The 21,568-nt window shown below is 42.8% G+C and carries 28 protein-coding genes and 1 pseudogene; 6 read left to right on the top strand and 23 right to left on the bottom strand.

The window, feature by feature from the left end:
- Nucleotides 1–93 precede the first annotated feature (93 nt).
- The 9 genes and pseudogenes from GN277_RS07275 to GN277_RS07235 all read right to left on the bottom strand — a co-directional run bounded on the left by GN277_RS07275 (nucleotide 94) and on the right by GN277_RS07235 (nucleotide 7,688).
- Nucleotides 94–594 (bottom strand): hypothetical protein, encoded by a 501-nt coding sequence (locus tag GN277_RS07275; RefSeq protein ID WP_159750495.1) that lies wholly within the window; start codon nucleotides 592–594, stop codon nucleotides 94–96.
- Between the two features lie 19 nt (nucleotides 595–613).
- On the bottom strand, nucleotides 614–1,024 hold the full coding sequence (locus GN277_RS07270) for a hypothetical protein (RefSeq protein WP_159750494.1): 411 nt from the start codon (nucleotides 1,022–1,024) through the stop codon (nucleotides 614–616).
- Nucleotides 1,025–1,114: 90 nt separating this feature from the next.
- On the bottom strand, nucleotides 1,115–2,509 hold the full coding sequence (locus GN277_RS07265) for a sensor histidine kinase (protein ID WP_159750493.1): 1,395 nt from the start codon (nucleotides 2,507–2,509) through the stop codon (nucleotides 1,115–1,117).
- An 84-nt stretch (nucleotides 2,510–2,593) separates the two neighbouring features.
- Nucleotides 2,594–3,298, bottom strand: a complete 705-nt coding sequence (locus GN277_RS07260; RefSeq protein ID WP_159750492.1) for a LytR/AlgR family response regulator transcription factor — start codon at nucleotides 3,296–3,298, stop codon at nucleotides 2,594–2,596.
- 252 nt (nucleotides 3,299–3,550) lie between these two features.
- Nucleotides 3,551–3,802, bottom strand: a pseudogene (locus GN277_RS07255) (ABC transporter permease); the annotation flags it as partial.
- Nucleotides 3,803–3,848: 46 nt separating this feature from the next.
- Nucleotides 3,849–4,916 carry an MATE family efflux transporter gene (locus tag GN277_RS07250; RefSeq protein ID WP_159750491.1) on the bottom strand — a complete coding sequence of 356 codons (1,068 nt, stop codon included), beginning with the start codon at nucleotides 4,914–4,916 and terminating at the stop codon, nucleotides 3,849–3,851.
- A gap of 161 nt (nucleotides 4,917–5,077) precedes the next feature.
- Nucleotides 5,078–5,590, bottom strand: a complete 513-nt coding sequence (locus GN277_RS07245; protein ID WP_159750490.1) for a helix-turn-helix domain-containing protein — start codon at nucleotides 5,588–5,590, stop codon at nucleotides 5,078–5,080.
- A 91-nt stretch (nucleotides 5,591–5,681) separates the two neighbouring features.
- Nucleotides 5,682–6,986: a sensor histidine kinase gene (locus tag GN277_RS07240; protein ID WP_159750489.1), complete on the bottom strand. Its 1,305-nt coding sequence runs from the start codon at nucleotides 6,984–6,986 to the stop codon at nucleotides 5,682–5,684.
- A gap of 15 nt (nucleotides 6,987–7,001) precedes the next feature.
- Complete coding sequence (locus GN277_RS07235) at nucleotides 7,002–7,688, bottom strand: response regulator transcription factor (protein WP_159750488.1); 687 nt, start codon at nucleotides 7,686–7,688, stop codon at nucleotides 7,002–7,004.
- A 310-nt stretch (nucleotides 7,689–7,998) separates the two neighbouring features.
- Here GN277_RS07235 and GN277_RS07230 point away from each other — a divergent pair, with 310 nt between their 5' ends.
- The 4 genes from GN277_RS07230 to GN277_RS07215 all read left to right on the top strand — a co-directional run bounded on the left by GN277_RS07230 (nucleotide 7,999) and on the right by GN277_RS07215 (nucleotide 11,950).
- Entirely contained in the window at nucleotides 7,999–8,532 is a 534-nt protein-coding gene (locus tag GN277_RS07230; protein ID WP_159750487.1) for a hypothetical protein, read from the top strand.
- Between the two features lie 97 nt (nucleotides 8,533–8,629).
- On the top strand, nucleotides 8,630–9,847 hold the full coding sequence (locus GN277_RS07225) for an ABC transporter permease (protein WP_159750486.1): 1,218 nt from the start codon (nucleotides 8,630–8,632) through the stop codon (nucleotides 9,845–9,847).
- Nucleotides 9,848–9,850: 3 nt separating this feature from the next.
- Nucleotides 9,851–11,299 carry an ABC transporter permease gene (locus tag GN277_RS07220; RefSeq protein ID WP_159750485.1) on the top strand — a complete coding sequence of 483 codons (1,449 nt, stop codon included), beginning with the start codon at nucleotides 9,851–9,853 and terminating at the stop codon, nucleotides 11,297–11,299.
- Nucleotides 11,300–11,311: 12 nt separating this feature from the next.
- Complete coding sequence (locus tag GN277_RS07215) at nucleotides 11,312–11,950, top strand: ABC transporter ATP-binding protein (protein ID WP_159750484.1); 639 nt, start codon at nucleotides 11,312–11,314, stop codon at nucleotides 11,948–11,950.
- 332 nt (nucleotides 11,951–12,282) lie between these two features.
- Here GN277_RS07215 and GN277_RS07205 read toward each other — a convergent pair whose 3' ends face one another.
- Both GN277_RS07205 and GN277_RS07200 read right to left on the bottom strand, forming a co-directional pair.
- Nucleotides 12,283–12,825, bottom strand: coding sequence for a Uma2 family endonuclease (locus tag GN277_RS07205; protein WP_159750483.1), 543 nt, complete (start codon nucleotides 12,823–12,825; stop codon nucleotides 12,283–12,285).
- Nucleotides 12,826–12,863: 38 nt separating this feature from the next.
- Nucleotides 12,864–13,124, bottom strand: a complete 261-nt coding sequence (locus tag GN277_RS07200) for a hypothetical protein (protein ID WP_244324628.1) — start codon at nucleotides 13,122–13,124, stop codon at nucleotides 12,864–12,866.
- Between the two features lie 620 nt (nucleotides 13,125–13,744).
- On the opposite strand from GN277_RS07200, the gene GN277_RS07195 reads away from it, so the two are divergent.
- Nucleotides 13,745–14,098 (top strand): hypothetical protein, encoded by a 354-nt coding sequence (locus GN277_RS07195; protein ID WP_159750482.1) that lies wholly within the window; start codon nucleotides 13,745–13,747, stop codon nucleotides 14,096–14,098.
- Here GN277_RS07195 and GN277_RS07190 read toward each other — a convergent pair.
- The 10 genes from GN277_RS07190 to GN277_RS07150 all read right to left on the bottom strand — a co-directional run bounded on the left by GN277_RS07190 (nucleotide 14,030) and on the right by GN277_RS07150 (nucleotide 19,144).
- Nucleotides 14,030–15,316 carry a sensor histidine kinase gene (locus tag GN277_RS07190; RefSeq protein WP_244324627.1) on the bottom strand — a complete coding sequence of 429 codons (1,287 nt, stop codon included), beginning with the start codon at nucleotides 15,314–15,316 and terminating at the stop codon, nucleotides 14,030–14,032. The two genes, GN277_RS07195 and GN277_RS07190, sit on opposite strands and share 69 nt — an antisense overlap.
- Nucleotides 15,288–15,995: a response regulator transcription factor gene (locus GN277_RS07185; RefSeq protein WP_159750481.1), complete on the bottom strand. Its 708-nt coding sequence runs from the start codon at nucleotides 15,993–15,995 to the stop codon at nucleotides 15,288–15,290. Before GN277_RS07185 ends, GN277_RS07190 begins: the two co-directional genes overlap by 29 nt.
- 259 nt (nucleotides 15,996–16,254) lie before the next feature.
- Nucleotides 16,255–17,190 carry a hypothetical protein gene (locus GN277_RS07180; RefSeq protein ID WP_159750480.1) on the bottom strand — a complete coding sequence of 312 codons (936 nt, stop codon included), beginning with the start codon at nucleotides 17,188–17,190 and terminating at the stop codon, nucleotides 16,255–16,257.
- Nucleotides 17,191–17,392: 202 nt separating this feature from the next.
- On the bottom strand, nucleotides 17,393–17,488 hold the full coding sequence (locus tag GN277_RS29985; RefSeq protein ID WP_244324626.1) for a putative holin-like toxin: 96 nt from the start codon (nucleotides 17,486–17,488) through the stop codon (nucleotides 17,393–17,395).
- A 101-nt stretch (nucleotides 17,489–17,589) separates the two neighbouring features.
- Entirely contained in the window at nucleotides 17,590–17,883 is a 294-nt protein-coding gene (locus GN277_RS07175) for a phage holin family protein (protein ID WP_159750479.1), read from the bottom strand.
- Nucleotides 17,884–17,901: 18 nt separating this feature from the next.
- Nucleotides 17,902–18,195, bottom strand: a complete 294-nt coding sequence (locus GN277_RS07170; protein WP_159750478.1) for a hypothetical protein — start codon at nucleotides 18,193–18,195, stop codon at nucleotides 17,902–17,904.
- A gap of 47 nt (nucleotides 18,196–18,242) precedes the next feature.
- Nucleotides 18,243–18,437 (bottom strand): CD1375 family protein, encoded by a 195-nt coding sequence (locus GN277_RS07165; RefSeq protein WP_456300589.1) that lies wholly within the window; start codon nucleotides 18,435–18,437, stop codon nucleotides 18,243–18,245.
- Nucleotides 18,438–18,441: 4 nt separating this feature from the next.
- On the bottom strand, nucleotides 18,442–18,549 hold the full coding sequence (locus GN277_RS07160) for a CD1375 family protein (RefSeq protein WP_159750476.1): 108 nt from the start codon (nucleotides 18,547–18,549) through the stop codon (nucleotides 18,442–18,444).
- Nucleotides 18,550–18,552: 3 nt separating this feature from the next.
- Entirely contained in the window at nucleotides 18,553–18,963 is a 411-nt protein-coding gene (locus GN277_RS07155) for a hypothetical protein (RefSeq protein ID WP_159750475.1), read from the bottom strand.
- A gap of 22 nt (nucleotides 18,964–18,985) precedes the next feature.
- On the bottom strand, nucleotides 18,986–19,144 hold the full coding sequence (locus GN277_RS07150) for a hypothetical protein (protein ID WP_159750474.1): 159 nt from the start codon (nucleotides 19,142–19,144) through the stop codon (nucleotides 18,986–18,988).
- A 120-nt stretch (nucleotides 19,145–19,264) separates the two neighbouring features.
- Between GN277_RS07150 and GN277_RS32385 the strand changes: the two genes are divergently transcribed.
- The gene (locus GN277_RS32385) at nucleotides 19,265–19,543 is read left to right on the top strand and encodes an H-type lectin domain-containing protein (protein ID WP_159750473.1); all 279 of its coding nucleotides are present in this window, start codon (nucleotides 19,265–19,267) and stop codon (nucleotides 19,541–19,543) included.
- On the opposite strand, the gene GN277_RS07140 is transcribed toward GN277_RS32385, so the two are convergent.
- Together GN277_RS07140 and GN277_RS07135 are read right to left on the bottom strand one after the other, a co-directional pair.
- Nucleotides 19,536–20,039, bottom strand: coding sequence for a hypothetical protein (locus GN277_RS07140; protein WP_159750472.1), 504 nt, complete (start codon nucleotides 20,037–20,039; stop codon nucleotides 19,536–19,538). The genes GN277_RS32385 and GN277_RS07140 overlap by 8 nt on opposite strands.
- Before the next feature lie 21 nt (nucleotides 20,040–20,060).
- Entirely contained in the window at nucleotides 20,061–21,548 is a 1,488-nt protein-coding gene (locus GN277_RS07135; protein WP_159750471.1) for a pyocin knob domain-containing protein, read from the bottom strand.
- Nucleotides 21,549–21,568: the final 20 nt, after the last annotated feature.

The following is a 21,568-nucleotide window of genomic DNA, read 5'->3' as shown; positions in this document are numbered from 1 at the left end:
TTTTCTTATTCATTTTTCTTCACCTATTTAAACCTATCGAATAGCTGAAAAAACATTTTCCCCAGCAGCTTTGCTGCCAGGGATCACTTCCTTCTATGCAGAAACAGAAATATTCGTACCGGATTCCGGCTTGGTGGCTTCTCCGGTTTTCGTATAGATTACCGGCTCTGTTTTAACAACATCTACCGTTTCTGCCGGCATATTGCTGACCGTACCAGCCTGAGCGAGATCAGACCTCTCACCCAGTATTGTCTTCCCATTTTCACTGATGCTGACTGTATCTGTGTTCCCGTTCCTGCTTTCTGCTATTCTCTTTTCCTGTTCCCCGTGTTCTTCTTTCCGCTTCCGGATAGCGTTTTCCTGCTCTGATTTCGCTTTTTCCCGCGCCTCCTTTGCTTCTTCCTTCATTCCCTTTTCAACTTTCTTCTGATAGTCCTCTGCTTTATCTGCGGTCTCACCGACATACCCCATTGCCCGTTCCATGACAGATGTATCGCCTCTCCTTTCTGCTTCTTGGTAGACGCGGAAAGGCGTACTCATCATTTTCATATTCATACTTGCCCCTGCAAGGCCTTCCATCGTTTTCGCATGCATAATGATCCCTCCCTAGTATTTATGTCATCCGGGAAAATTCAGAGTGCTGCTTCCGGTACGTATCATTGTCCTTCTGGCTTAACTCCTGCTCTACCTGCGCCAGTTTTTTCTCCAGCTCCTGGATCTTCCTTTCCACTTTATCGCCGGAGGGCATAGAGTGATACCCGGAGGGTGTTTCATCCCCGAAGGCCGACTGGATCTGCTGCTCCAGCTCCCTTTTCTTCTCTTTCAGTTTTTCGATCTCCCGGTCTACCTTATCTGTATTGCAGACACAAACTTCTGCAGCTTCTTTTGCTTTTTCCGTTCTTAGGGCTGCCTGCTTCTCCTTCACCCTCTCTGCGTAGTCGGTTTTAGACTGCGCGTAATTTCCATTGATTTCCTTGAATCTGCCGTATGGCATAAAGGTATCCTTTAGGGTCTGCATTGCCATAAATATGTTCCTCCTTTCATGTTGCCGGGTGACTGTTTTACATTTGCAAACAGCACCCTTTTTCGATTTTCGGCAGCGAGAAACGGCAGGTTAATCTACTTGCTGTGAGATGCTTTCTGGATGCTGTGGGATGATCAGCAGCACCTGCAGGATAAATACATCCCCCCGTGTCTCTATACTCATGGCGCCGCCATATTTTTCGGCTACCTTTTTTACATTTGACAGACCTGTCCCTTTTTTGAACGTATCTTTTCCATGGAAACTGTTCTCCACTTCTATCATAAGGAAATCTCCCTGGATACGCCCGGACACATGGATATACCCATTCGGGCACCCCGTAATACATTCTCTTATCGGGGTGCACGGACTTCTATCCGGCAAAGTATGCCCATCTGTGCCGTCATCCAGATTTTTACATGCATGGATTGCATTATCCAGCGCATTCGACAGGACAATACAGATATCAATGTCCTTAAGGCTGCAGGGGTAAGGCAGAAGAAGAGAACAGTCCACATCTATTCCCATGCTTTTTGCAATTCCCAGTTTATTTCCTACCAGAATATCCGCTACCGGGTTATTGGTGCTGCAGGGGAATGACATTTTTTCTGCCATATCATCCATATCATCCATATAGCTTACCGCTTCCTCCACGTTCCCTCTCTGCAGGAGATTTTTTACCACTGTGATGTGGTTCCTGATGTCATGGCGGAATGACTTTGTTTCATCGTAACGGGTCTTCGCCTCCTCTACATACCGATTCAGAGAATGTTCTTCCTGCTCCAGTAATGATAATTCTGTGCTAAGGCGGAAATTCTGCTGTAATTTCTTATAAGAGAACAGGATGCAGAACACACTCAAAAGTCCAAAAAACTGCATGACGAGCAACTGCCAGTGGTTGAACAGATATAGGTAAGGTTCTTCCTCCCCTATAAGCTCATACCCGTACTCAAATGCGATCGTATTAATGTACTCACTCATAATAAAGATCATCAAGATCGGGATGAAAACCAGAAACATCTGCTGCATTTCCGCTGCTGTATAATAGGAAAAATAGCGATATACCATATAATAACAAAACCCGGCCAGCAAAAGTGACGCCACCTCGCTGCCCAGCATGACCGCGATGCCGGCCTTACCACAGAAAAAATCCGGCCTCCATGAGTATAAAAGACCCGTCAGGGAGTTCACAATCCCAAAGCAGAGCAGCATGATTTCAGTCATCAAGGCCGCATACAAAATAGAAAACTTAAAATCCGCATGACAGACCAGCATCCCGTATACCGTAAGAAGGAATACAAACACCACGAAACCCATTATCGTGCCGACTGAAACAAAATCGTTGACAACCACCGCACATACTGCAAACAGGAGATAAAAAGGAATCCATAATTTCTTTTTCAGGATTTTTGCCAGAAAATAAAGCTGGATAGATATCTCGATAACACCCATAATATATCTGTTAAAAAAGTCTAAATACTCAGCCATTTTACCTCCCATATGTAAAATCTCCCTATCTGTCCGGCACCCTTTCAGGCAGGCCGGCAATCCGAAGCAGAACCATTTCAAATCTCAAATGTTCTTCATATACTGCAGAACAACGCCGGAGAACTCCCTGCTCCGCAGCCGTGATACGGGAACCTCTTTGCCGTTATCCATATAGGCAGTCCCATTTTTATAACCTTTTAAGTGTTTCAGATTGATGAGATAGCTCCTGTGGCATCGGAAAAAACGGCCTCCCAGTTTTGTTTCCAGATTTTCAATCCGATCATAATAATCAAGAACTTCGCCTGATACCAGGTTGAGATATATTTTCCGGTCTATGATCTCACAAAAGACAATCTCATCCTTTCGGATAATGCGCCCTTCATATCCTTTCTGCACGAGCAGGCTGTCTTCACCGACACTGTGCATAGAAGCTAACAGGCGCTCCATGGTTCTCTCAAACTGTTTTTCTTCCACCGGTTTGACCAGATAATCGTAGGCCTGCACCTCAAAAGACTGGAATACCATCTCTTTCAGTACCGTGATGAAGATCAGAAATCCCTGAAACTTATCCGCCCTCAGTCTCCTTGCTGTTTCCATACCGTCGATATCCTTCATCTGGATATCCAGAAACAGGATGTCGATCTGCCCGTCGTAGTTCAGCAGCTCTTCGCCGCTTAGAAACGTCCGGAGGCTGATCTCCCTGTTCTTTTTATGAAAAAAATCGGAAACAAACGTCCTTATATGATCGGACATCTGTTTTTCATCATCACAGATTGCAATATGGATCAAGGTGCCACCTCCTAAGTCATCATCAGAACAGACATTTTATTATAGCCTGTCCAAAACGCCGAAACAATTTGATTTCCGTGAAATGTTTATCTGCTGCTGTGAAATGCATTATGATGAAGCAAGGGCTTCACTGCAGTGGAATCATTTTCTAACCATCGGAGTAATTTGGTAGAAAATATAACCTGATGGAGATTCTCCTTTACTTCTGTATGCAGTTCATTACTCCAACGCCCGCATCTACTCCACCAGGAATTACATTTTCTGTCTGCGGACCGTCCAGACCGACAGAATCAGTTCCATGCCAAACAACACCAGGATAAACAACCCCATTTCCAGAAATGGAAACTGGTATGGGACAATTTTACCGGCAAAGGATTTTTTACTCACTTCCATACATATTACCACAGAAACCGGTACTCCTACAATTAAGACCGTAAGAGCCGCAAAAAATGCATAGAACATTCCCTCAACAATATTCATCTGGCATAGCTGCTTTCCCGTCAGGCAGGCAAATGTCCACAAAATGTTACAGGAGAAAAAAATTTTTTCCTTAGTATCCATACCTCTTTCTATATTTCAGGAGCATGAAAAATGACAAACTAAGCGCCATCAACTCCGCCACCGGCGTCGCCAGCCAGATTCCATTCACGCCAAGGAGCAAAGGAAGCGCGATCATGGTAATCAGCATAAATACGAACGATCTGGAAAATGCGAGGACAGCCGAAACAATTCCGTTGGATAATGCGGTAAACATCCCGCTGGCAAAAATATTAAATCCAATAAAGAGCAATGCGGCCGTACATATCCGGTTTCCTGTTACCGCCAGATTATACACCGGATTATCCGGTCTGGCAAATACGGATACCAGCGGCCTTGTCATCACAAAGGAAGCCGCAGCCGTAATCACAGAAATCACCGCGATCACTTTCATACTCAACCCAACAAGCTTTTTCAGTTTTTCGTGGTTCTGTTCCCCGTAATAGAAACTCAGCATAGGGGCAACCCCGTAAGAATATCCCGTATACAGGGAGCTTGCAAACATCAGCACATACATGATGATGGTAACAGCCGCAACTCCGTCTTCCCCCACATAATGTAACATTGTCCAGTTGAACATCATTGTAACAATGCCTGTAACAAGTGCCGTCGCCATCTCGGAACACCCATTTGAAGCCGCACTCCCAAGAACCCTGATTCGGAATACCGGTTTCTTAAAATGCAGCAGGCTCTTTTTCCGGCTGAAAACAAACAGACCGGCAAAAATAAAATCCATTGCCAGATACCCGGCCGCGCACATAACAAGTCCCACAATAACATTTACGATAATCAGGAAAGTAAAATCTTCCTTTGCCTCATCCGTTTTCTGCTCTCCCATTTTTTTCATAATGACCGCGCTGCCTCCGGTGGCGAGCATGGTCGAGACTGCCGTGACAAGCTGGATCACTGGCGCCGTGAGATTTATCGCTGAAAGAGCGTCTGTACCGATCAGGTTTGACACAAACAGGCCGTCAACCATTGTATAGAAGGACATAAACACCGTCATGGCAATCGTCGGCACGGCAAATTTTACAATATTTTTCAGAGTTACAGGCTTCTCGTAAGCATTTAAGTTTTCCACAAATTTTTCCTCCAGTCACCTTGTATTTTCTTCCTGTATACGGTATCATAGACCGTACAGTAACAGTACAGTCAAAGACATTTTGAAAATTTAACGGATTTTTATGGAGACAGAGAAATGACTTTGCGGATTTTCCTATGAGATGGGCATAAATGAAAATGTCATTGACCGGATTGAAGATTACATTGTGCAGATTGAAATTCCTGTTCTCTGACATATAAATTTATCATAGAAACAATCTCTTTTTGTATTGCTTCGACTTCCGTGATCCTGACCATCCCAATATGCTCCCTTTGCAATTTATAATCAATATTTTGAAATAATCGTTCCAGTAATTTATTTATCTCTGGCGATGCTCCCATTGAAGCTATGACAAGAGATCGTGCGTCGAACTGCTCTAATACTTCTTTCAGTTCATTTTCCGGAATTTCGGATATTTGTTCAAAATCAGATATCCGTTCCGTCTGTATCGTCGGCTCTAAAATCTCGTTTATTGTAAGCCCATACAATTTAGAAATTTTTAGCAGAACCTCTAAATCAGGAAGGGTGGTTCCTGTTTCCCATTTTGAAACGGCCTGTCTGGATATATCCAGTTTTTTTGCCAATTCCTCTTGTGTATAATTATGGCTTTTGCGCAGCAACTGTAAATATCTTGAAATAATTCTGGTATTCATGAAAATCCTCCTTTTTTGCATTATACAGTATATAAGCGAAAGAATAAAGAGATTGAAAAGTGCTAAAAAGCAATCACAAGTTGCACTCCGACTATTTCAAAGGAAGTTTGACAAAGAATGTAGCCCCTCCCCCATCCGTATCTTCACAGCCTACGTTTCCGTTCATCATTTTTGCAAGTTCATCTGCTATGCTAAGTCCTAATCCAAAATTTGACTTATCTGTCCTTGATTTGTCGGCGCAATAGAAACGGTTAAAAATATACGGCTTATCATCTTCCGGAATGCCCTTTCCGTGATCGGTTACAAAAAATGTGATATATTTTGCCGCTACTGCTGTTTTAATTTCGATTTGCTTATTGTTTATGGAATGGTGAATTGCATTGTCCATAAAAATTGTCAAGATCTGAAAAAGCCGTTCTCCATCTGCACAGAATTTAGGATAACTGCTTTCACTGATTTCCAAGCGCAGACGGATTTTTTTACTGATACAGATTGGTTCATAAGCTTCATATAAGGAGATTAACAATGTATCTATATCAATGATATTTTTACATAATGTCCATGTTTTCGCATCAGAAGAAGCCAGAAGCAGCATATCCTTGACCAGTTTCGACATTCTCATGCATTCATTGTCTAATATTTTAACAGATTTTCTAAATTCAGTATTATCTATTTGTAATTGTTCCAGCTTCTCTGCGTTTGCCAGAATAACGGCAAGCGGCGATTTTAATTCATGCGAAGCGGAAGCGATAAAATCCTTCTGGCTTTTCAACATTACTTCCGTTGGTTCTAATGCTTTCTTTATTAGAAAATAGCTCATAATCGTCACGGCAATAAGGGAAAGAAACCATAAGGAAGCATAGAGGAAAGCCTGTTTTGTTAAAATATCAAATAAGGACTGCTGCCTGTAAATCAGCGACAGGTAGCAAGCCGTGTTATTTGGCATTACAATCGTTGCAAGTATCCCTAAATATTCGTCATTTCTCGTTCCATTAAACTCAAATATGCCGCTTTGGTTTGTAGTCGGCTTATTATCATTTGTGATTATGAAAGTATCTTCTTTTTTAGTCTGTATGCGGAAACGCTCCAAAAGAGTGTCTGCATCAGTAGGAAAGTCAGAATCTGTCTGGTATATCATCTTTCCAGAGGTATCTTGAATATAGCAGAATATAGAGTGTCTGTACTCATGGTAGAAATCCGCAATGGATTCAAAATCCTGGCTGCTATCTTCAAGCTGGTATATCATCTGCGTGACCATTTTCTGAAAAAAAATAATCTCATTCGATTGCTCCATGTGGATATAGTTTTTGCAGAGAATAATCATAATTGATGTAATGATTAACATAATAGTCGTTATAAAAAAGGCGTTTAATTTTTTTGACAATGGTTTCAGCATTTGTGGTCTCCAATCTTATTTCCGTTTCTGGGTTAGAGAATATCCGGCCCCATATACCGTTTTTATTTCGCAGATACTCTTTAATTCCCTTAACCGTTTCCGTAAAAAAGAAATGTAATTATCAACATTCCCCTGTTCAACTTCCGATGATGTACCCCATATTTTCAATATCAATTGTTCTCTTTGGAAAAGTGTTTCCGGACTTTTCATAAGGACATATAACAATTCAGACTCTTTTGCTGTTAAAAAAATAGTCTTTAGGCTGCAAGTCAGTTCACGGTTTGATTTATTAAAACACAAGTCTGCGTAGCAGAGTTTATCTTCTGCTTTTATTTCGCCTGGACGCCTTGTTAAAGCCCTCACACGGGCAAGCAGTTCCTGTATATGGAAAGGCTTGGCTAAATAATCATCAGCCCCTCCGTCCAATCCCTCTATCTTTTCATTAAGGGCGGTCATCCCTGTAATGATAATAACAGGAATCTGGATGCCTTTTTTCCGCATAGCTTTAATAATTGTCAGCCCGTCAATAACAGGGAGCATCCTGTCCACAATAGCTAAATCATAGGAATAATCTGTATGTAAGGCATACAGCATGGCAGTTTCCCCATCATTACAAGCGTCAACCATATAACCGTTTTTTGTTAATTGTGATTGTATCGAGCTGCAAAGCTCTAAATCATCTTCTAAAAGAAGTATTTTCATTTTTTTAATCCTTTCCTGGTTTTGTTTATTCCCGCGAGCAACGAGCCAAGCGGGCATGCTTGCATGCACATTTGGCGACTGCCGCGCTACAAATTTGATGCCCCGTTGCTTGCAGCGGGGTATTTGACTTTCCCAAAGCATGAAAGCATATTAAAATCCGCTTAGTATTAGTATAATATGAAATTCTGTAAAAATCCTCTAAAAAGTCACTTATATCTTTTCGTAATTTACAGGATTTTTAGCAGGGTTTTTAGATACAATGGCTTCGTAATTCTAAATACAAACATATCAAAAAGAAAGGCGGAAAATTATGATGAAGAACAAAAAATTAATGCGGACATTCGTGGTTGGGGCAAGTATTTTTGTTTTGGCAGGCTGCGGTACGCCAAATGGCACAGACACAAACGGAGAAAGAGAAGCGAAGGATATTTATATTGAAAATGGCACAACAGACTCTGACAAAAAAGATAGTTCCAATGAGAACAATTCAAATGATATCGGGAGTATGGATGGCGATGAAATAATTGCGGCATCTGATCTGCAGGGACATGTAATCGAGTTTTCAGATAATGGATGCGTGGTCAACCCAGTAACATCAGATCAAGTTGACGAGGCTGTCGTCTCTGCGGAAGGGTACGAAAATGAGGGGGCAAAAGTAACTATTAAATATGGAGATAACTGCATATTCCAAAAGGCAGTGATAAGCATAGCGACTGGAGAAGCCACGGTCAGTGAAGCCGCCAAAGCGGATATCAAGAAAAAAACATCATTGCTGCTTTATGGGAATTTTGACGACACAGAAAATTTTACAGCTAAAAAAGTAATCATTACCCAATATGAATAGGAGGAAGGCAAATGCGAAGCATTTCTTTCATGCCTTCCGTCGATTTGCCGCCTAACCTGGGGTGAGGGGGCGTTTCCACAGAATAGGAGGAATAGACATGGCGTTTTATCAGCTTGCGTTTCGGTATTTGAAGCGAAAAAAAGCCAAGACAGTCTTATTGTTTTTTGTGCTGCTCATTGTGAGCAGCATGATACTAAGCACAAACATGATTCTCCGTGCAACGGCTGATTCAAAAACGGCAATTGGAGAAAAAACAAAAGCAAAAGTTGTCATGGGGATTTTGAAAGAGGATGACAGGATTACGCCTGATGACGTGGAATGGATAAAGGATTTAGAGGAAGTTTCCACTGTAAATTGTCTGGCAAAAAACGATGCGTTCCCTGTAAATTTCCAATTGGTTACGGGCAGCGATTCTACAGAAGTAACCAATCAGAAAGCATCCCTTCTATCCTACGATAATCTGGAAAATGACAGCGGGTTTTCAGAAGGAGTGTACCGTCTTGTATCTGGCAATTATATTGCGGGGGACATAAAAGGGAGCGTTATCAACTCTTATCTTGCGGATGCCAATCAATTAAAATTAGGAGACTTGATAGAATTAGAAAATACCAATGGAAAGCGGGTTCCCTTGGAAATTGTCGGTATCTTTTTATCTGGAAATGAAAGCAAGCAGCCAGAAGGAATGGATTCTGTAAACCGTATTGAAAACCAGATATTCATAGATAACATTTCCTACTCGGATTTATTTGAAACGGACGGTTACGCCAAAGTTGCTGTTTATTGCAAAAATCCAGAGCAATTAAACGTCTTAGAGGAAGAATTGAACAAATATTTATCTGATAAAGCAGATTCTACGACATCTGATACCTTGTATCAACAAATGGCTCTGCCATTAGAACAGATTACCAGGGCTGCAAAGCTTATGCTTGCCCTAACGCTTCTGGCAGGAACGGTGATCGTATCTCTACTGCTTTGTATGTGGATGCGGACACGGCAGAAAGAAATTGCTATTTTTATCAGTATTGGGAAATCAAAGGCCAGTATTTTTTTACAGGTATTTATGGAATCATTTTTCGTCTTTGCATTCGCTGTCCTTGGCTCATGTTGTCTTGGAAACTTTATGGCGGGCATTTTACAAGGTTTTCTTACGGAATCTGGAACAACAGACATTTCTTTAGAGGTTTTATTACAGTTCAAAGATATAGGCATTCTGGCAGGTTTGGGAAGCCTGCTTGTATTGGCGGCAGTCATAGTCTCCCTGCTCCCGATATTAAGAACGAACCCCAAAGAAACTTTATCAAAAATGGAGGGATAGACAATGAATAGTTTCCAAATGGCGTGGCGTTCGGTCATACGCAAACCAGTCAAAAGCATACTTCTGTTTTTTGTAGTATTTATGATCAGTCTGTTTTTTTTATCGGGCATGGCCAGCCGAAACGCAAGCATCGCCACCCAGAATAAGACAAAGCAGGCAGTAGGGGCTGGATTTGTGATAGAAGCAAACGAAGCAAACAAGCGGAACAGGGCGGATAAAATTCTTGCAAAAAAGACCGAGGGGGAAGAAGGGAATTTCGATGGCGTGAATGTTGAAAAAATAGAAACAAACTATGGTACGTCATGGAGGGTATCGTATGATAATTCGTTCCAGACGGTTTTAATCAATGATATGGAAAAGATTGCCGCTGTGTCTGGAATTTCCGAATATAATATTACAACTGCCGTCACAGCAGTGAATCCTGTGGATTTTTCCAGAATTGAGGATGATGATGTAGACCAGAGTTCTGATTTGCTTTGTGTCAGCTTAATCGGCAATAAGGATATGGCATTGGATGCCAATGTCCTGTCAGGGAATGTAACAATTAAGGATGGGAGAATGATAACGGAGGGAGATGTTGACGTATGCGTGATTTCAGAAGAACTTGCCGAAAAAAACAATCTGTCGGTTGGAAACAGGATACAATTCAATGACCGCCGTAATGTAGAGAATGGAACCGTCTTTGGGGCGGAGATTGTTGGGATTTACAGGGTTCAGCAGAAAATGATGCCTGTTATGGCTGGAGATACTTACCGTTCTGAAAATATTATATTTACAGATTTAGGATTTCCAGAAAAAGCAGAAGGAAGCACATCAGGTGCATTGTACGAAAAAGCATATTTCAAAGTGGCAGACGTGAACCAATACGATGAAATAAAAAAAGAGATACAGAAAGTGGATATTGGTTGGGAACGCTATGATTTGATTGACAACAACGGTAATATTAATAAGATGTCCCAAAATTTCAATGATTTGGAAAATGTCAGCCAGATATTAGTTATTGTAGTTGCAGGAGCCAGCCTGATCATCCTATTTTTAGTATTCGTTTTTTGGATGAAAGGGCGGGTGCAGGAAATTGGGATTCTATTAGCCCTTGGCACACCGAAGATAAAAATATTCGGGCAGATATTATTGGAAGCATCCATGATCGCTGCCGCCGCCCTATTCCTCTCTTTTGCGGCTGCGCCCGCCGCTTCTGATATTACAGCGGATTATCTTGTGCAGCAGCAGGTGCAAAAGGCAACAGAGCAGTCTGTCTTAGAGGAAGGAAAAGTTGCAAAGAATGCGGTGGATTCAGAGGAAACAGTTACAGGTGTTTCCGTCGCCGTTACACCAGAACTCATGCTGTACGATTGGTTCGGCGTAGCGTTGTTAGTTGTAATATCGGTTGGGGCTGCCGGCATTCTGACTGCCCGTAAAAATCCCAAAGATATTTTCAGTGAAATTAGTTAGGAGGACAAAAAGATGGTATTAGAAGTCAAAAATGTGCAGTATTCTTATAAATCACAGAAAGAAAAAGAAATTTTAAAAAATGTTTCCATGCAGTTTGAAGAAAAGAAGTTTTACACGATTGTCGGGGCAAGCGGGGCAGGCAAAACGACATTCCTGTCCCTGCTTGCAGGACTGGATCTGCCTGTGAGAGGAACCATCTTGTATGACGGTGAGGATATACAGAAAAAAGGGCTTAACTACCACAGAAAGCATCATGTTTCATTGGTTTTTCAAAATTATAATTTGATTGATTATCTGACGACAGAGGAAAACGTGCGGCTTGGCGGAACAAAAAAACCCCAGGATTTATTGGAGAAAGTAAACATTCCTTGTGAGGATTGGAAAAGAAATGTTTTACAGCTATCGGGCGGCCAGCAGCAACGGGTTGCCATTGCAAGGGCACTGGCAAGTAACGCGAAATTGCTGCTTGCAGATGAGCCGACGGGTAACCTTGATGAAAACACGGCAGGGGAAATTATAGAATTACTAAAAAGAACGGCGCATGAGCTTGGAAAGTGCGTCATTGTAGTAACGCACAGCAAGTATCTTGCAGCACAGGCAGATGAGATTATCATGATTAAAGATGGCTGTATTGAATCAGTTACAGCGTAGAGAGCCGAATTAACGATTCGGGCAGTGCCACCCTCCACAATAAAAAAATATTGCCACACCAGGCACCTCTCGGACATCTTTTAGAATTGTGACCTGCCCTTTTACCATGACCTTTGCATTGTCAGCAAAAGCGTTTGCTAACTAACAGAAATTACGAGTACAATAAGAAAAGCCAGGAGAATATTTTCCTTCTTTATTCAATTATTTTTACCTCATATACTGCCGGATAATAGTTTCAGTTCCTCGGAATCAGAAGACAGCTCCTTCTTACGGCCTTCGTAGTATTCCCCGTTCCGGTGAAACCGTCTCTGTTGGCGCAGGGGCGGTTTTCTTTATAATAAATCAGACATCTTGATAGTCAGACCATCAAATATGTGGACGGAGATTTCATCATCAAAAGAAAATTGGCTGGAATCTTCTTCGCCATCAAAAGAATATATTTGAACCGTTTTTGTTATCGGGTTCACAATCCAGTATTCCCGAACCCCGGCAGTGCGGTACTTAAATAGCTTGATACTGTAATCCATCCGTTGTGTTGATGGAGAGATAACTTCCACAATCCAATCTGGAGCCCCGTTACATCCCTTATCTTCTAGTTTGCTTTTATCACAGATAACAGATATATCAGGCTCAACATAGTTCTTATCGTCAGCATTTAAAAATACCGCATAAGGAGCAAGATATATTTTGCAGGATCCTTTATTAATATCAATATAGTCTGCAATTTTTCTTGATAATGAAAAAATAATGTCTTGATGTCTTGCATTTGGTGGTGCCATCATATACATCTGCCCGTCGATCAGCTCCGCTCGCTGCCCGTCTGGGAGGGCGTAGATATCATCAATTGTATAAGTAAGCCGTTGTGCTAAAGCCATGGTGTCACATCCTTTCATTTTTGTTCTACTTTGCGGTTCTACGGTGTGTCGGGTATCGGCAGTTGGTCAACACCCTCACTGCCAAGGATGAAGACTCCTGATCCGGCTGATGCGCTGCTATGGTACTCTATGAACCGGGAGTTGTCCTCCAGATGTGGCTGGATGTCTATGACGGTGGCTTGAGAGGTTTCCAGTTCTTTTATACGGTCTTTTTGTTTCTCTAACTGTTCAGCTATGGCGTATTCATTCTCTAGCACTGTGTTAATTCGTGCGGCTTTTAATTTCTCACCAAAAGTCATTGATTTCACCTCTCTTTGTACCCAAATAGTACAATATTATTTAGAAAATGTAAACATAAAATCACAAAATTCTTGAGATGTTTTTAGACAAACTGTTAAATTCACAATATTATTGTAGTATATTACAACTAGCCTCAATAATATTGTGATTCGAGGCGAATATATGCAAACAAATTTGGAAATAAAGAAATATCTTGCAGACAAAGGGATTACGCAAATTTTTGTCAGCAAAAAAATATGTTTTTGAAACCAAAGATTCCAGAGCAGGAGGTGATGTAAAAAAATGAATATACTCGTAAGAAAAAAACCTCGCATTTCTATCAAGCCTTCCAGAAGCAACTATCCGTAAACCGCTTCTTCCTGTCAAGGACAACAGGACGCAAGGTGATAAGATTTTAGATTGTTGCGATTTGATATCAATGCCTGAAGATCTTTATATAGTTAAATGGTTGTGCTTGGCAGTATGATCTCTGGTCTGGCCAGTACGGGATTGTATGAGATGATGGGGAATCTGTTGAATAGGGATGGGAGTTTACCAGGTATGCCGGATAGAAAATAAAAATTGCCAGAAGAACGGCAGAATGATAAATGATAAATTGAATGATATTGCAATGTAAAATTTGGATTGCAGCGGACTGATTACGACAGCGACGGGAGTTATGCGTGGGTCTGTTCAGTATAAATCCACGGTATTAGAGTGTTATCCCTTCAGCCAGCGCGAATCAAATATGCGCGGATGGGCGGTCTGGATGAAGGGACATATCGGGGTATATGATGGGAAAAGCGATTATTACGCCATGGACGGCAGCGCAAGGAACATGGTACACTACCCATTATCCAAGAATAAGTTTACACATATCATTAAGCTGTGTGACATTATATACTTTCCAAAACTACCCGAAATTTCACAGCTCAAATTCCAGACAAGCCTTAAACTGGTCGCAGTCTATCCTGATATCAAACTCTCCGCCTAACGCCTTCGCATAGGTACTCACAATCGCCAGCCCAAGTCCATTTCCCTCGCTGGTTCTCTCCTTGTCCCCCCGTGCAAACCGTTCCACAATATCCTCCTTTGTAAAATCCATAAAATACCCAGCCGTGTTGGTAATCTCTATGCAGATACGGCGCTCATCCTCACCCTCCGGCTCGCCTTTCAAATATGTCCTCACAAACGCACGGGTTCCTTTCGCAGAATATTTCAGCACATTCTCAATCAAATTCTGGCAGATACGGTAAAAATACGTATTGTCCGAATAAATCTTCGTATCCTCCTCCGTAAGCTTAACCACAAACTTAAGGTCACTCTCCTTCACCCTGTCGTCCATGTCTGCAAAAATCTGCTCGATCAGCCGGTTTACCTCAAAATTTTCTTTGTGCAGCTTCACATTGCCGCTGCTGGCCTTTGCCAGTGAAAACAGGCTGTTAATCATCTCCTTAAGCTTCTCCGTCCGCGCCGAAATCACATCAATATAATCCCGCACAACGTCGCTTAACTCCTCCTTCTTAATCAACTCAACATAACCGACGATGGAAGTAAGGGGCGTCTTTAAATCATGGGACACGTTGGTAATCAAGTCCACCCTAAGCTGGTCGCTTCTTGAAACCTTCTCAAGACTTTTCCTTTCGATTTCCAACGCTTCCTTAAGCCGCGCCTGTAAACGCTCGTCCATCCGCGCCATCACACCGTCCATTTCCCCGCGCCAGAAGCTTCCTACCGCCCGCGAAGCCAGCATAAACTGAAGCAAGACCGTCATGAGCATCACATATCCAGTCGAAAAATTATGATACCATCCTCTGCTCAGCCCGCCCCAAGTACCGTCGCCGCAGACAAGGTCGTACAGATACCAGACTGCCGCCAAAGCGCAGACCATTCCAACTTTATTAAGACGCTTAAACGAAAGAGACTCTCTCTGTTTCCATTCCTCATAATCATGCTCTATCTGCCCACGCCAGTCTTGATACCGTTTCTCCATATACCGTTTCAGAAGAAGCTTAAGCCCATAGCCCAGACAACCGTTTCCCAATATCCCAACCATCAGGACTGTTTCAGTGGAATATGAACGGCGATAAGCAATCATCACACCCAAAACAAACACTCCAAAAGCCGTTAGAACCAACCCCGATATGGGAATTTGGTTTTTCTTAAAGAAAATGTAAATCTTATTAACTATATTTTTCCATCTTGTATCCAATGCCCCACACCACCTTTACATATCTTGGTTTCTTTGAATCAATTTCCACCTTCTCTCGGATATGGCGGATATGCACCATAACCGTATTCTCCACCGCATAATCCGCCTGCTCCTTCCACACCATCTCATAAATCTGCTCAGCCGGAAAAATCTGTCCCGGATGCTCCATGAGAAGCTCTAATATCTTGTATTCTGTGGCGGTCAGGCGAACCTCCTCACCCTCCACAATCACTACCCGCTGCTTCTTATCCAGCACCAGCCCTCCGTTGACAATCCGGTCTTCATCCGCCTTGGGCTTTTCTTCCCCCCAGGCATGATACCGCCGCAGATGGGCCTTGATTCTCGCCGTCAGCTCAGCCGGCTGATAAGGCTTCTCCACATAATCATCCGCCCCCAGAACAAGCCCTGACACCTTGTCGCTCTCCTCGGTCTTAGCCGACAGAATAATCACCGGTATTCTGCTTTTCTCCCGCAGCTTCATCAATGCAGACAGCCCGTTAAGCCTTGGCATCATCACATCCAGAAGGATTAAATCAATCTTCTCCCTCTCAAGCGCCTCCAATGCCTCCATGCCGTCATAAGCCTTGACTACCTGATAGCCCTCATATTTTAACAGTTCACTAATCGAGTACACAATCTCTCTATTATCATCCACAACCAATATGGTTTCCGTATCCATGAGCATCCCTCCATCCCTGATCTATCTGCTGTCAAATATCTGTTATCTGGCTTACATCTTATCTGATGTATCTCACATGGTTACTATAATATAGCCGCCTTAAAAGAAACTCAACATAAATCTTAAAAATTTCTTAAATTTTTTCAACGAAAATGGCGTATTTCCGTTAATTTTGTCGCTAACGTGTCACTAACCGTTCGTTTTTACTTGTAATTTTCAGGTATGATTTGTATCAAATTTTGATGGATTCAGCCTTGTATTAAAACAACTGGAATCGGTCAATCGCCGTTCCAAAACTTCCTGTAAATCCATTCTGCCCATTTTGGGTTTCATCGTCGTACTGCCACTTACCGTAGCCCAGGTTAATCTGGCTGGTTCTGTATTGTGCCTGCTGGTATCCTTGGCTACTCACGATATCGTGAGGGGTGTTATAGTATACCCTTACGGCATCAATTACTTTATTGTCACCAGCAAAACCGTTCTCCGGCTCCATCCAGTCACAGCCGGATACTTTCGGAAGCCAATCGCCTCCAAGGATATGTACCTGATACCATAAACTTCCTTTGTCACAGCGGATTGCTATATCCGTAATCCGTTTTCCTCGGATGCCTGCATAATCATTCAGATTCGTTACCTCTGGCAGAATCCTTCCATCCTCAATCCGGACAGAATACATAAAATTCACGATCGCATTATAAGAGCCACCGCTGGCGATCGCAGATGGCACCTTATTTGTGCTAACTCCATTTCCATAATCCACGTCGCACAGCTTAATGATATGTGTAAACTTATTCTTTGACAGTGGATAATGAACCATGTTTCTGGCGCTTCCGTCCATTGCATAATATCCACCATTGCCGTCATATACACCAATATGGCCCTCCATCCATACCGCCCATCCGCGCATATTTGCTTTGCGCTGACTGATGGGATAACACTCTAATGCTGTAGATTTATACTGCGCAGACCCACGCATAACTCCCGTCGCTGTCGTAATCAGTCCGCTGCAATCACAGCATTTGTGTCCTGCCTTATTGCTGTCTGACCACCATACACAATTACTTCCGTACAGATTCCGTAATGCATCAATCTGCGCCCTGCTCAATATGGTTCCTTTTGCACCATAGACATACTGCCAATCTTCTTTTAGCGCCTGCTTGCATTTATCCATTAGCTGGTCAACGGTACAACTCATAATCTACTCCTTCCTGCCTGCTCTTGCGCCGGCGCAAAAAAAAGAAAGCCCGTTCAAATTCCCGGACTCTCCAAATTTCACATTGCAATATCATTCAATTTATCATATAATACAGACAAAGGAGATGACCTCCCACAAAGTGGTTGACCTCCATATGCAAGTTATAATCCTACCTGCACGGCCAAGCACAAGGTAGGATTATTTATTTTCGCTTTTTATTCCTATCTATGTAGGCAAGCAATGCAACGAGGAACGAACCGCCTAAAAATAACAGGCTTAAAACTTCGTATGTACTCATCTGCATCACCTCCCTTCTTTTCTCAAAGTACGGGAGGCTACCACCCTGTAACACGGTTATCTCTCTACTATATTATCATTCTGCCGTTCTTCTGGCAATCTCTATTTTCTATCTGGCATACCTGGTAAACTACCATCCCTATTTAACAGATTCCGCATCATCTCATACAATCCCGTACTGGCCAGACCAGAAATCATCCCGCCAAGTACGACCGCCGCATTAATTCCGGTTTCCAGATTAGTCAGGCTATTAATGATTCCCCCCATCGTTAGTGCCGCCAACGGGATATATTTATTGGGGAACCAGACAAACGCCGTCTTGAGGGAATAACCCACACACAGACAAATCCCCAGAGTTAATAAGTTTACATAGTCAAATAAGTACGTAAGATCCATGATTTTACCTTCCTTTCATTACTTTCTAATCTCAAGTTCCAGTACTTCCTTATACATCTCAGTTACCATGCCATTTCCACCTAAATCATGGTATGCCTCGTACATCTCAATAAAGTTATCTAAGGCATACGAAGGGATATGCTTTAATGCTACATACCTGTCATGATATTCTATTAGCTGGACCCTTAAAAGCAGCATGGTGCCTTTGCTGTTTGCGTCTCGGTCCTTTTTCTGGTTTTTGAGCAGCCAGACGATATATCCAAGCACGATTGGCATTGCCGTCGTGCAGATACTCATAATAAATTGCTGCATCGGAATTAACCTCCTTTTGCGGGGCAGCCATAAAGCCGCCCTATTTCTTACTCTGCAAGTTCCGGCACATCCAGATCAGACAGAATCTCCTTTACCTGCGCCTGGATTCTTTCCGGCACCTGGTCAAATGTCTTTTTCCCCTTCACAATCAGGGTTGCATAAATTACGGCCACTTCGTTTACCTCCTCTCTGAATATTTTTCTTACAAAGAAAAACAGCAACGCCTTAACCAATTTTCTCACTCTCCTAGTTAAGAATCTGCTGCACTTCTGCCATTAACTTTTCCGGTACCTGGTCTATTGTCTTTTCTCCCTTACGCACCAGAATCGCATATACTTTCGCCATGGAACTCATATCTTACACCTCCATCCCTTCATATAGTTCACAAATTGCCATCTGCAGATCCGTTACCTGTGTAGCCGTTTCTGAAGACATTGTTTTCGCTACTTCTGCAACGGAATTGGCCGCGATAGCGTTGGCCTCTGCATCTGCCAACCGCTGTTCTGTCACATTTACAGATTTGGTAAGAATCACCGTCTTTATATCACCCAGGGTCATCACACCGCCATATACTGTCCAACCAGGAACATCACCTGTTTTGTCCTCTGTGTCTGTCAACAGTTCAATGTTTGTGAGCAAGGCCGGTACAGAAAATGTGTCCTGAAGTTCTTCCGCCGTCTTATTCTGGAAGTCTAACTCCAACCGGCCATTGGTTACCTCTGCACGAACTACATCATATACAGATCCGTCAATAAGTTTAATTTTCATATCTTTTATTCCTTTCCTGTTATTATTTGATTGTAATAGATGTAACGCTATCCATATTGTAAAACCCGATCCATTGGTTATCTTTAATCACGATAAAACATTTTCCATCGTACTTATAATCGCTATATTCTTCTTTGGACCATTCGTCCACGCGCCCGTTTTTGAATACTATTTTAATCATTTTACGGCCTCCTTTACTAAAAATTTATTCAGGGTAAAAAATAAGACCTCATGGGTCTGCTCTAATCTCTTTCATTAAATTTCTTCCTTTCTTTTTTTCCTTACTGCACTAAATAGTAATTTGAAGAAACAATATGTTCAGTCTGGCCGAGTAACTACACAAAATGTAAATGGATATTTTCGGGTCGCCCCGATCAATTTCCCCCAGGCGTATAAAACTGTACCTCATGTGGTTGCAAGCATTTTAAATTATCAGACCAACGCTATTGATGTAAGGCTAGGTTGTAGCGTAAAGGATATTACGAAAACCGGTTGTAATGTATATGTTATGGATCCTGAAGGTAATATCGTGGGCCAGGGTTACGAAATAACGTGGATCGCTGCCGGTGAAATTAATTAGTAAGCCAACAAGCAGTTACATATCGTTCAACGTTTCTTGTTTCACCGGATGCAATATCAACACGGCCATCTTTACCTATCCTATATTGAGTTGTGCCGCACTCGGCACCACCTGATATATTTTTGGCAATTATTCGGGAAGTATAAATTGGACGATAGGCTTCTGGGATAACGCCATTTGTGCCAGCATCGTTAGAAGACAACGAGCCTACCGCATCTATAGCGCATTGTACAGTTTTTCCCACTTTAGTGAAATAAAATTTGCAGCTTAAACCATTAATGGTTTGTGTAAGTGTCTGTGTAGATTTACTATTTAATGCAGTAATCTTATCATCCAACGTTTTCCCCTGGCGGGCATCCAACGCATATCCCGCCTGTGTCGTAAGCAGATTATTCACCACATTGGCCGTATTCAGCTTGCTCGCCAGGGAATTCTTAATCGGCAGAACCCCATTCTTCCAGAACCGATTCAGACGGTTTGTTGTTATGACTTTCATTTCCTTTTATCTCCTCTCTTTCTAGGCATATGTACCCGCTATTATCTTGTCAATATCCGCTTCCGGGGTTTCCTCCAGGGCAATCCCATCCAGCTTTTTCTTATCCGCTGCTGACATCAAACCATTAGCAGACTGTGTCGCAGCCCCATGTGTATGCCCTGATGCCGCAGCCCCGATATCCCCTGTGGACGGCTTGTCTATGGTGGTATATATCCTCGCCCATACTCCCCAGGTACCGTTATAATAATTGCGCATATAGGCTTTAAACCCAGATGCCATATACTCCACCACGAGCTGGAATGTCCCCGCATGTTTCCCAACTATCATAAAGAAAGCGTTACCCGTCGGGCGGTTTGATAAGGTTGCCACCGTTGCATTGGCCGGGCAATAATAAAATCCTGGTGTTGTGTAGCTGTTAAGGTTGGCATTGGCTGGTATATTAACCGCATTTAAATAGTTCGCATAATTCGCCGTCCCTCCGTTGGCCGGAAGCGATGAAGGCAATCCCGACACTTGCCCCGCGGTATGGCTGTGGCTTGCCGACGCAGCGCCCAAATTTTCCGGTGTCAGGTTCACATTCCCTGTCCGGTAACTTGACTCCGCGTTTCCTTTTACGGCTACCGCCGCCGGAATACTTGGCCGGTTACTCAGGTCATTATAACTTCCAGAAAAAGCAACCGCTTTAAAATCAGCATACCATTTCATGATTTTACCTAATATTGTGCTCAGCTTCTCCCCGCTGGCTATATTCGCCCTTCCGGCTGCTTGGGTAAATGTCGGCGTTTGGTCGTTGGTCGCAACATCTGGAACATTTGTAATTGCGGAAGGCGTATACCCTAATGCCTTCTCAACCTCCGCTTTGGTCATCTCACCACGGATCTCAGCGCCCGTCTTATCCTCTACATTGCCAAGGCCGACCTGCTCCTTGGTCACTTTATGGGGATTCGATTGGCTATTGGTATGCGCCTGTAAGGCTTCTGCACTGGCCTTTGTGCCAATCGCCGCGTCCAATGCTTCCACGACATCATGATTTGCCGCAAGTGCGTCTGCTACCTCTTTCAACGTATCCAGTGTTTCCGGCGCGCCCCCGATTAAATCCACAATCTTTTTATCCGTATAAGATTTGGCAGAGCCTAAAGCGCTTGCCGCCGAGCCGCTTGCATCTGCCCCTACGTCTGCCGCTGTCAGTGAAATATTCCCTGTTAAGGCGTGCCCATTGACAGTACGGGAGGATGGAACTTTTTGGTTTATTTCACCTTGCAGCCTGTCCGCCTCTGCTTTCACAGCCTTATTCTGGATGGGATTCTCAGAGGTAATATTTAAGACTACATCTGTAACCGTCCGGTTTGCACCCTCTGCAATACCGGACAGCTTCACCTTTTCTTCGTCTGTATAATCGTTCTCGGATAATCCCTTGCCAAACTGCTTCCGGACAAATATGTTGTAGATCGTCTCTGCCAGATATGCGGTAAAGGTGTTCAGATGTTCAATATCTATCTTTCTTGCCATTTTTCTTCACCTTCCTTTAC

It is taken from the genome of Sporofaciens musculi (assembly GCF_009830285.1).
Lineage (GTDB): Bacteria > Bacillota > Clostridia > Lachnospirales > Lachnospiraceae > Sporofaciens > Sporofaciens musculi.
The sequence above is the reverse complement of the archived record's forward strand: the minus strand, read 5'-3'. Positions and strand labels throughout refer to the sequence as shown.

Excerpts from the sequence above, each read along its gene's own strand:
- GN277_RS07275 (WP_159750495.1), bottom strand. The coding sequence starts at position 594 with ATGCATGCGAAAACGATGGAAGGCCTTGCAGGGGCAAGTATGAATATG.
- GN277_RS07270 (WP_159750494.1), bottom strand. The coding sequence starts at position 1,024 with ATGGCAATGCAGACCCTAAAGGATACCTTTATGCCATACGGCAGATTC.
- GN277_RS07265 (WP_159750493.1), bottom strand. The coding sequence starts at position 2,509 with ATGGCTGAGTATTTAGACTTTTTTAACAGATATATTATGGGTGTTATC.
- GN277_RS07245 (WP_159750490.1), bottom strand. The coding sequence starts at position 5,590 with ATGAATACCAGAATTATTTCAAGATATTTACAGTTGCTGCGCAAAAGC.
- GN277_RS07240 (WP_159750489.1), bottom strand. The coding sequence starts at position 6,986 with ATGCTGAAACCATTGTCAAAAAAATTAAACGCCTTTTTTATAACGACT.
- GN277_RS07235 (WP_159750488.1), bottom strand. The coding sequence starts at position 7,688 with ATGAAAATACTTCTTTTAGAAGATGATTTAGAGCTTTGCAGCTCGATA.
- GN277_RS07230 (WP_159750487.1), top strand. The coding sequence starts at position 7,999 with ATGATGAAGAACAAAAAATTAATGCGGACATTCGTGGTTGGGGCAAGT.
- GN277_RS07225 (WP_159750486.1), top strand. The coding sequence starts at position 8,630 with ATGGCGTTTTATCAGCTTGCGTTTCGGTATTTGAAGCGAAAAAAAGCC.
- GN277_RS07220 (WP_159750485.1), top strand. The coding sequence starts at position 9,851 with ATGAATAGTTTCCAAATGGCGTGGCGTTCGGTCATACGCAAACCAGTC.
- GN277_RS07215 (WP_159750484.1), top strand. The coding sequence starts at position 11,312 with ATGGTATTAGAAGTCAAAAATGTGCAGTATTCTTATAAATCACAGAAA.
- GN277_RS07205 (WP_159750483.1), bottom strand. The coding sequence starts at position 12,825 with ATGGCTTTAGCACAACGGCTTACTTATACAATTGATGATATCTACGCC.
- GN277_RS07200 (WP_244324628.1), bottom strand. The coding sequence starts at position 13,124 with ATGACTTTTGGTGAGAAATTAAAAGCCGCACGAATTAACACAGTGCTA.
- GN277_RS07185 (WP_159750481.1), bottom strand. The coding sequence starts at position 15,995 with ATGGATACGGAAACCATATTGGTTGTGGATGATAATAGAGAGATTGTG.
- GN277_RS07180 (WP_159750480.1), bottom strand. The coding sequence starts at position 17,190 with ATGAGTTGTACCGTTGACCAGCTAATGGATAAATGCAAGCAGGCGCTA.
- GN277_RS29985 (WP_244324626.1), bottom strand. The coding sequence starts at position 17,488 with ATGAGTACATACGAAGTTTTAAGCCTGTTATTTTTAGGCGGTTCGTTC.
- GN277_RS07175 (WP_159750479.1), bottom strand. The coding sequence starts at position 17,883 with ATGGATCTTACGTACTTATTTGACTATGTAAACTTATTAACTCTGGGG.
- GN277_RS07170 (WP_159750478.1), bottom strand. The coding sequence starts at position 18,195 with ATGCAGCAATTTATTATGAGTATCTGCACGACGGCAATGCCAATCGTG.
- GN277_RS07160 (WP_159750476.1), bottom strand. The coding sequence starts at position 18,549 with ATGAGTTCCATGGCGAAAGTATATGCGATTCTGGTGCGTAAGGGAGAA.
- GN277_RS07155 (WP_159750475.1), bottom strand. The coding sequence starts at position 18,963 with ATGAAAATTAAACTTATTGACGGATCTGTATATGATGTAGTTCGTGCA.
- GN277_RS07150 (WP_159750474.1), bottom strand. The coding sequence starts at position 19,144 with ATGATTAAAATAGTATTCAAAAACGGGCGCGTGGACGAATGGTCCAAA.
- GN277_RS07140 (WP_159750472.1), bottom strand. The coding sequence starts at position 20,039 with ATGAAAGTCATAACAACAAACCGTCTGAATCGGTTCTGGAAGAATGGG.
- GN277_RS07135 (WP_159750471.1), bottom strand. The coding sequence starts at position 21,548 with ATGGCAAGAAAGATAGATATTGAACATCTGAACACCTTTACCGCATAT.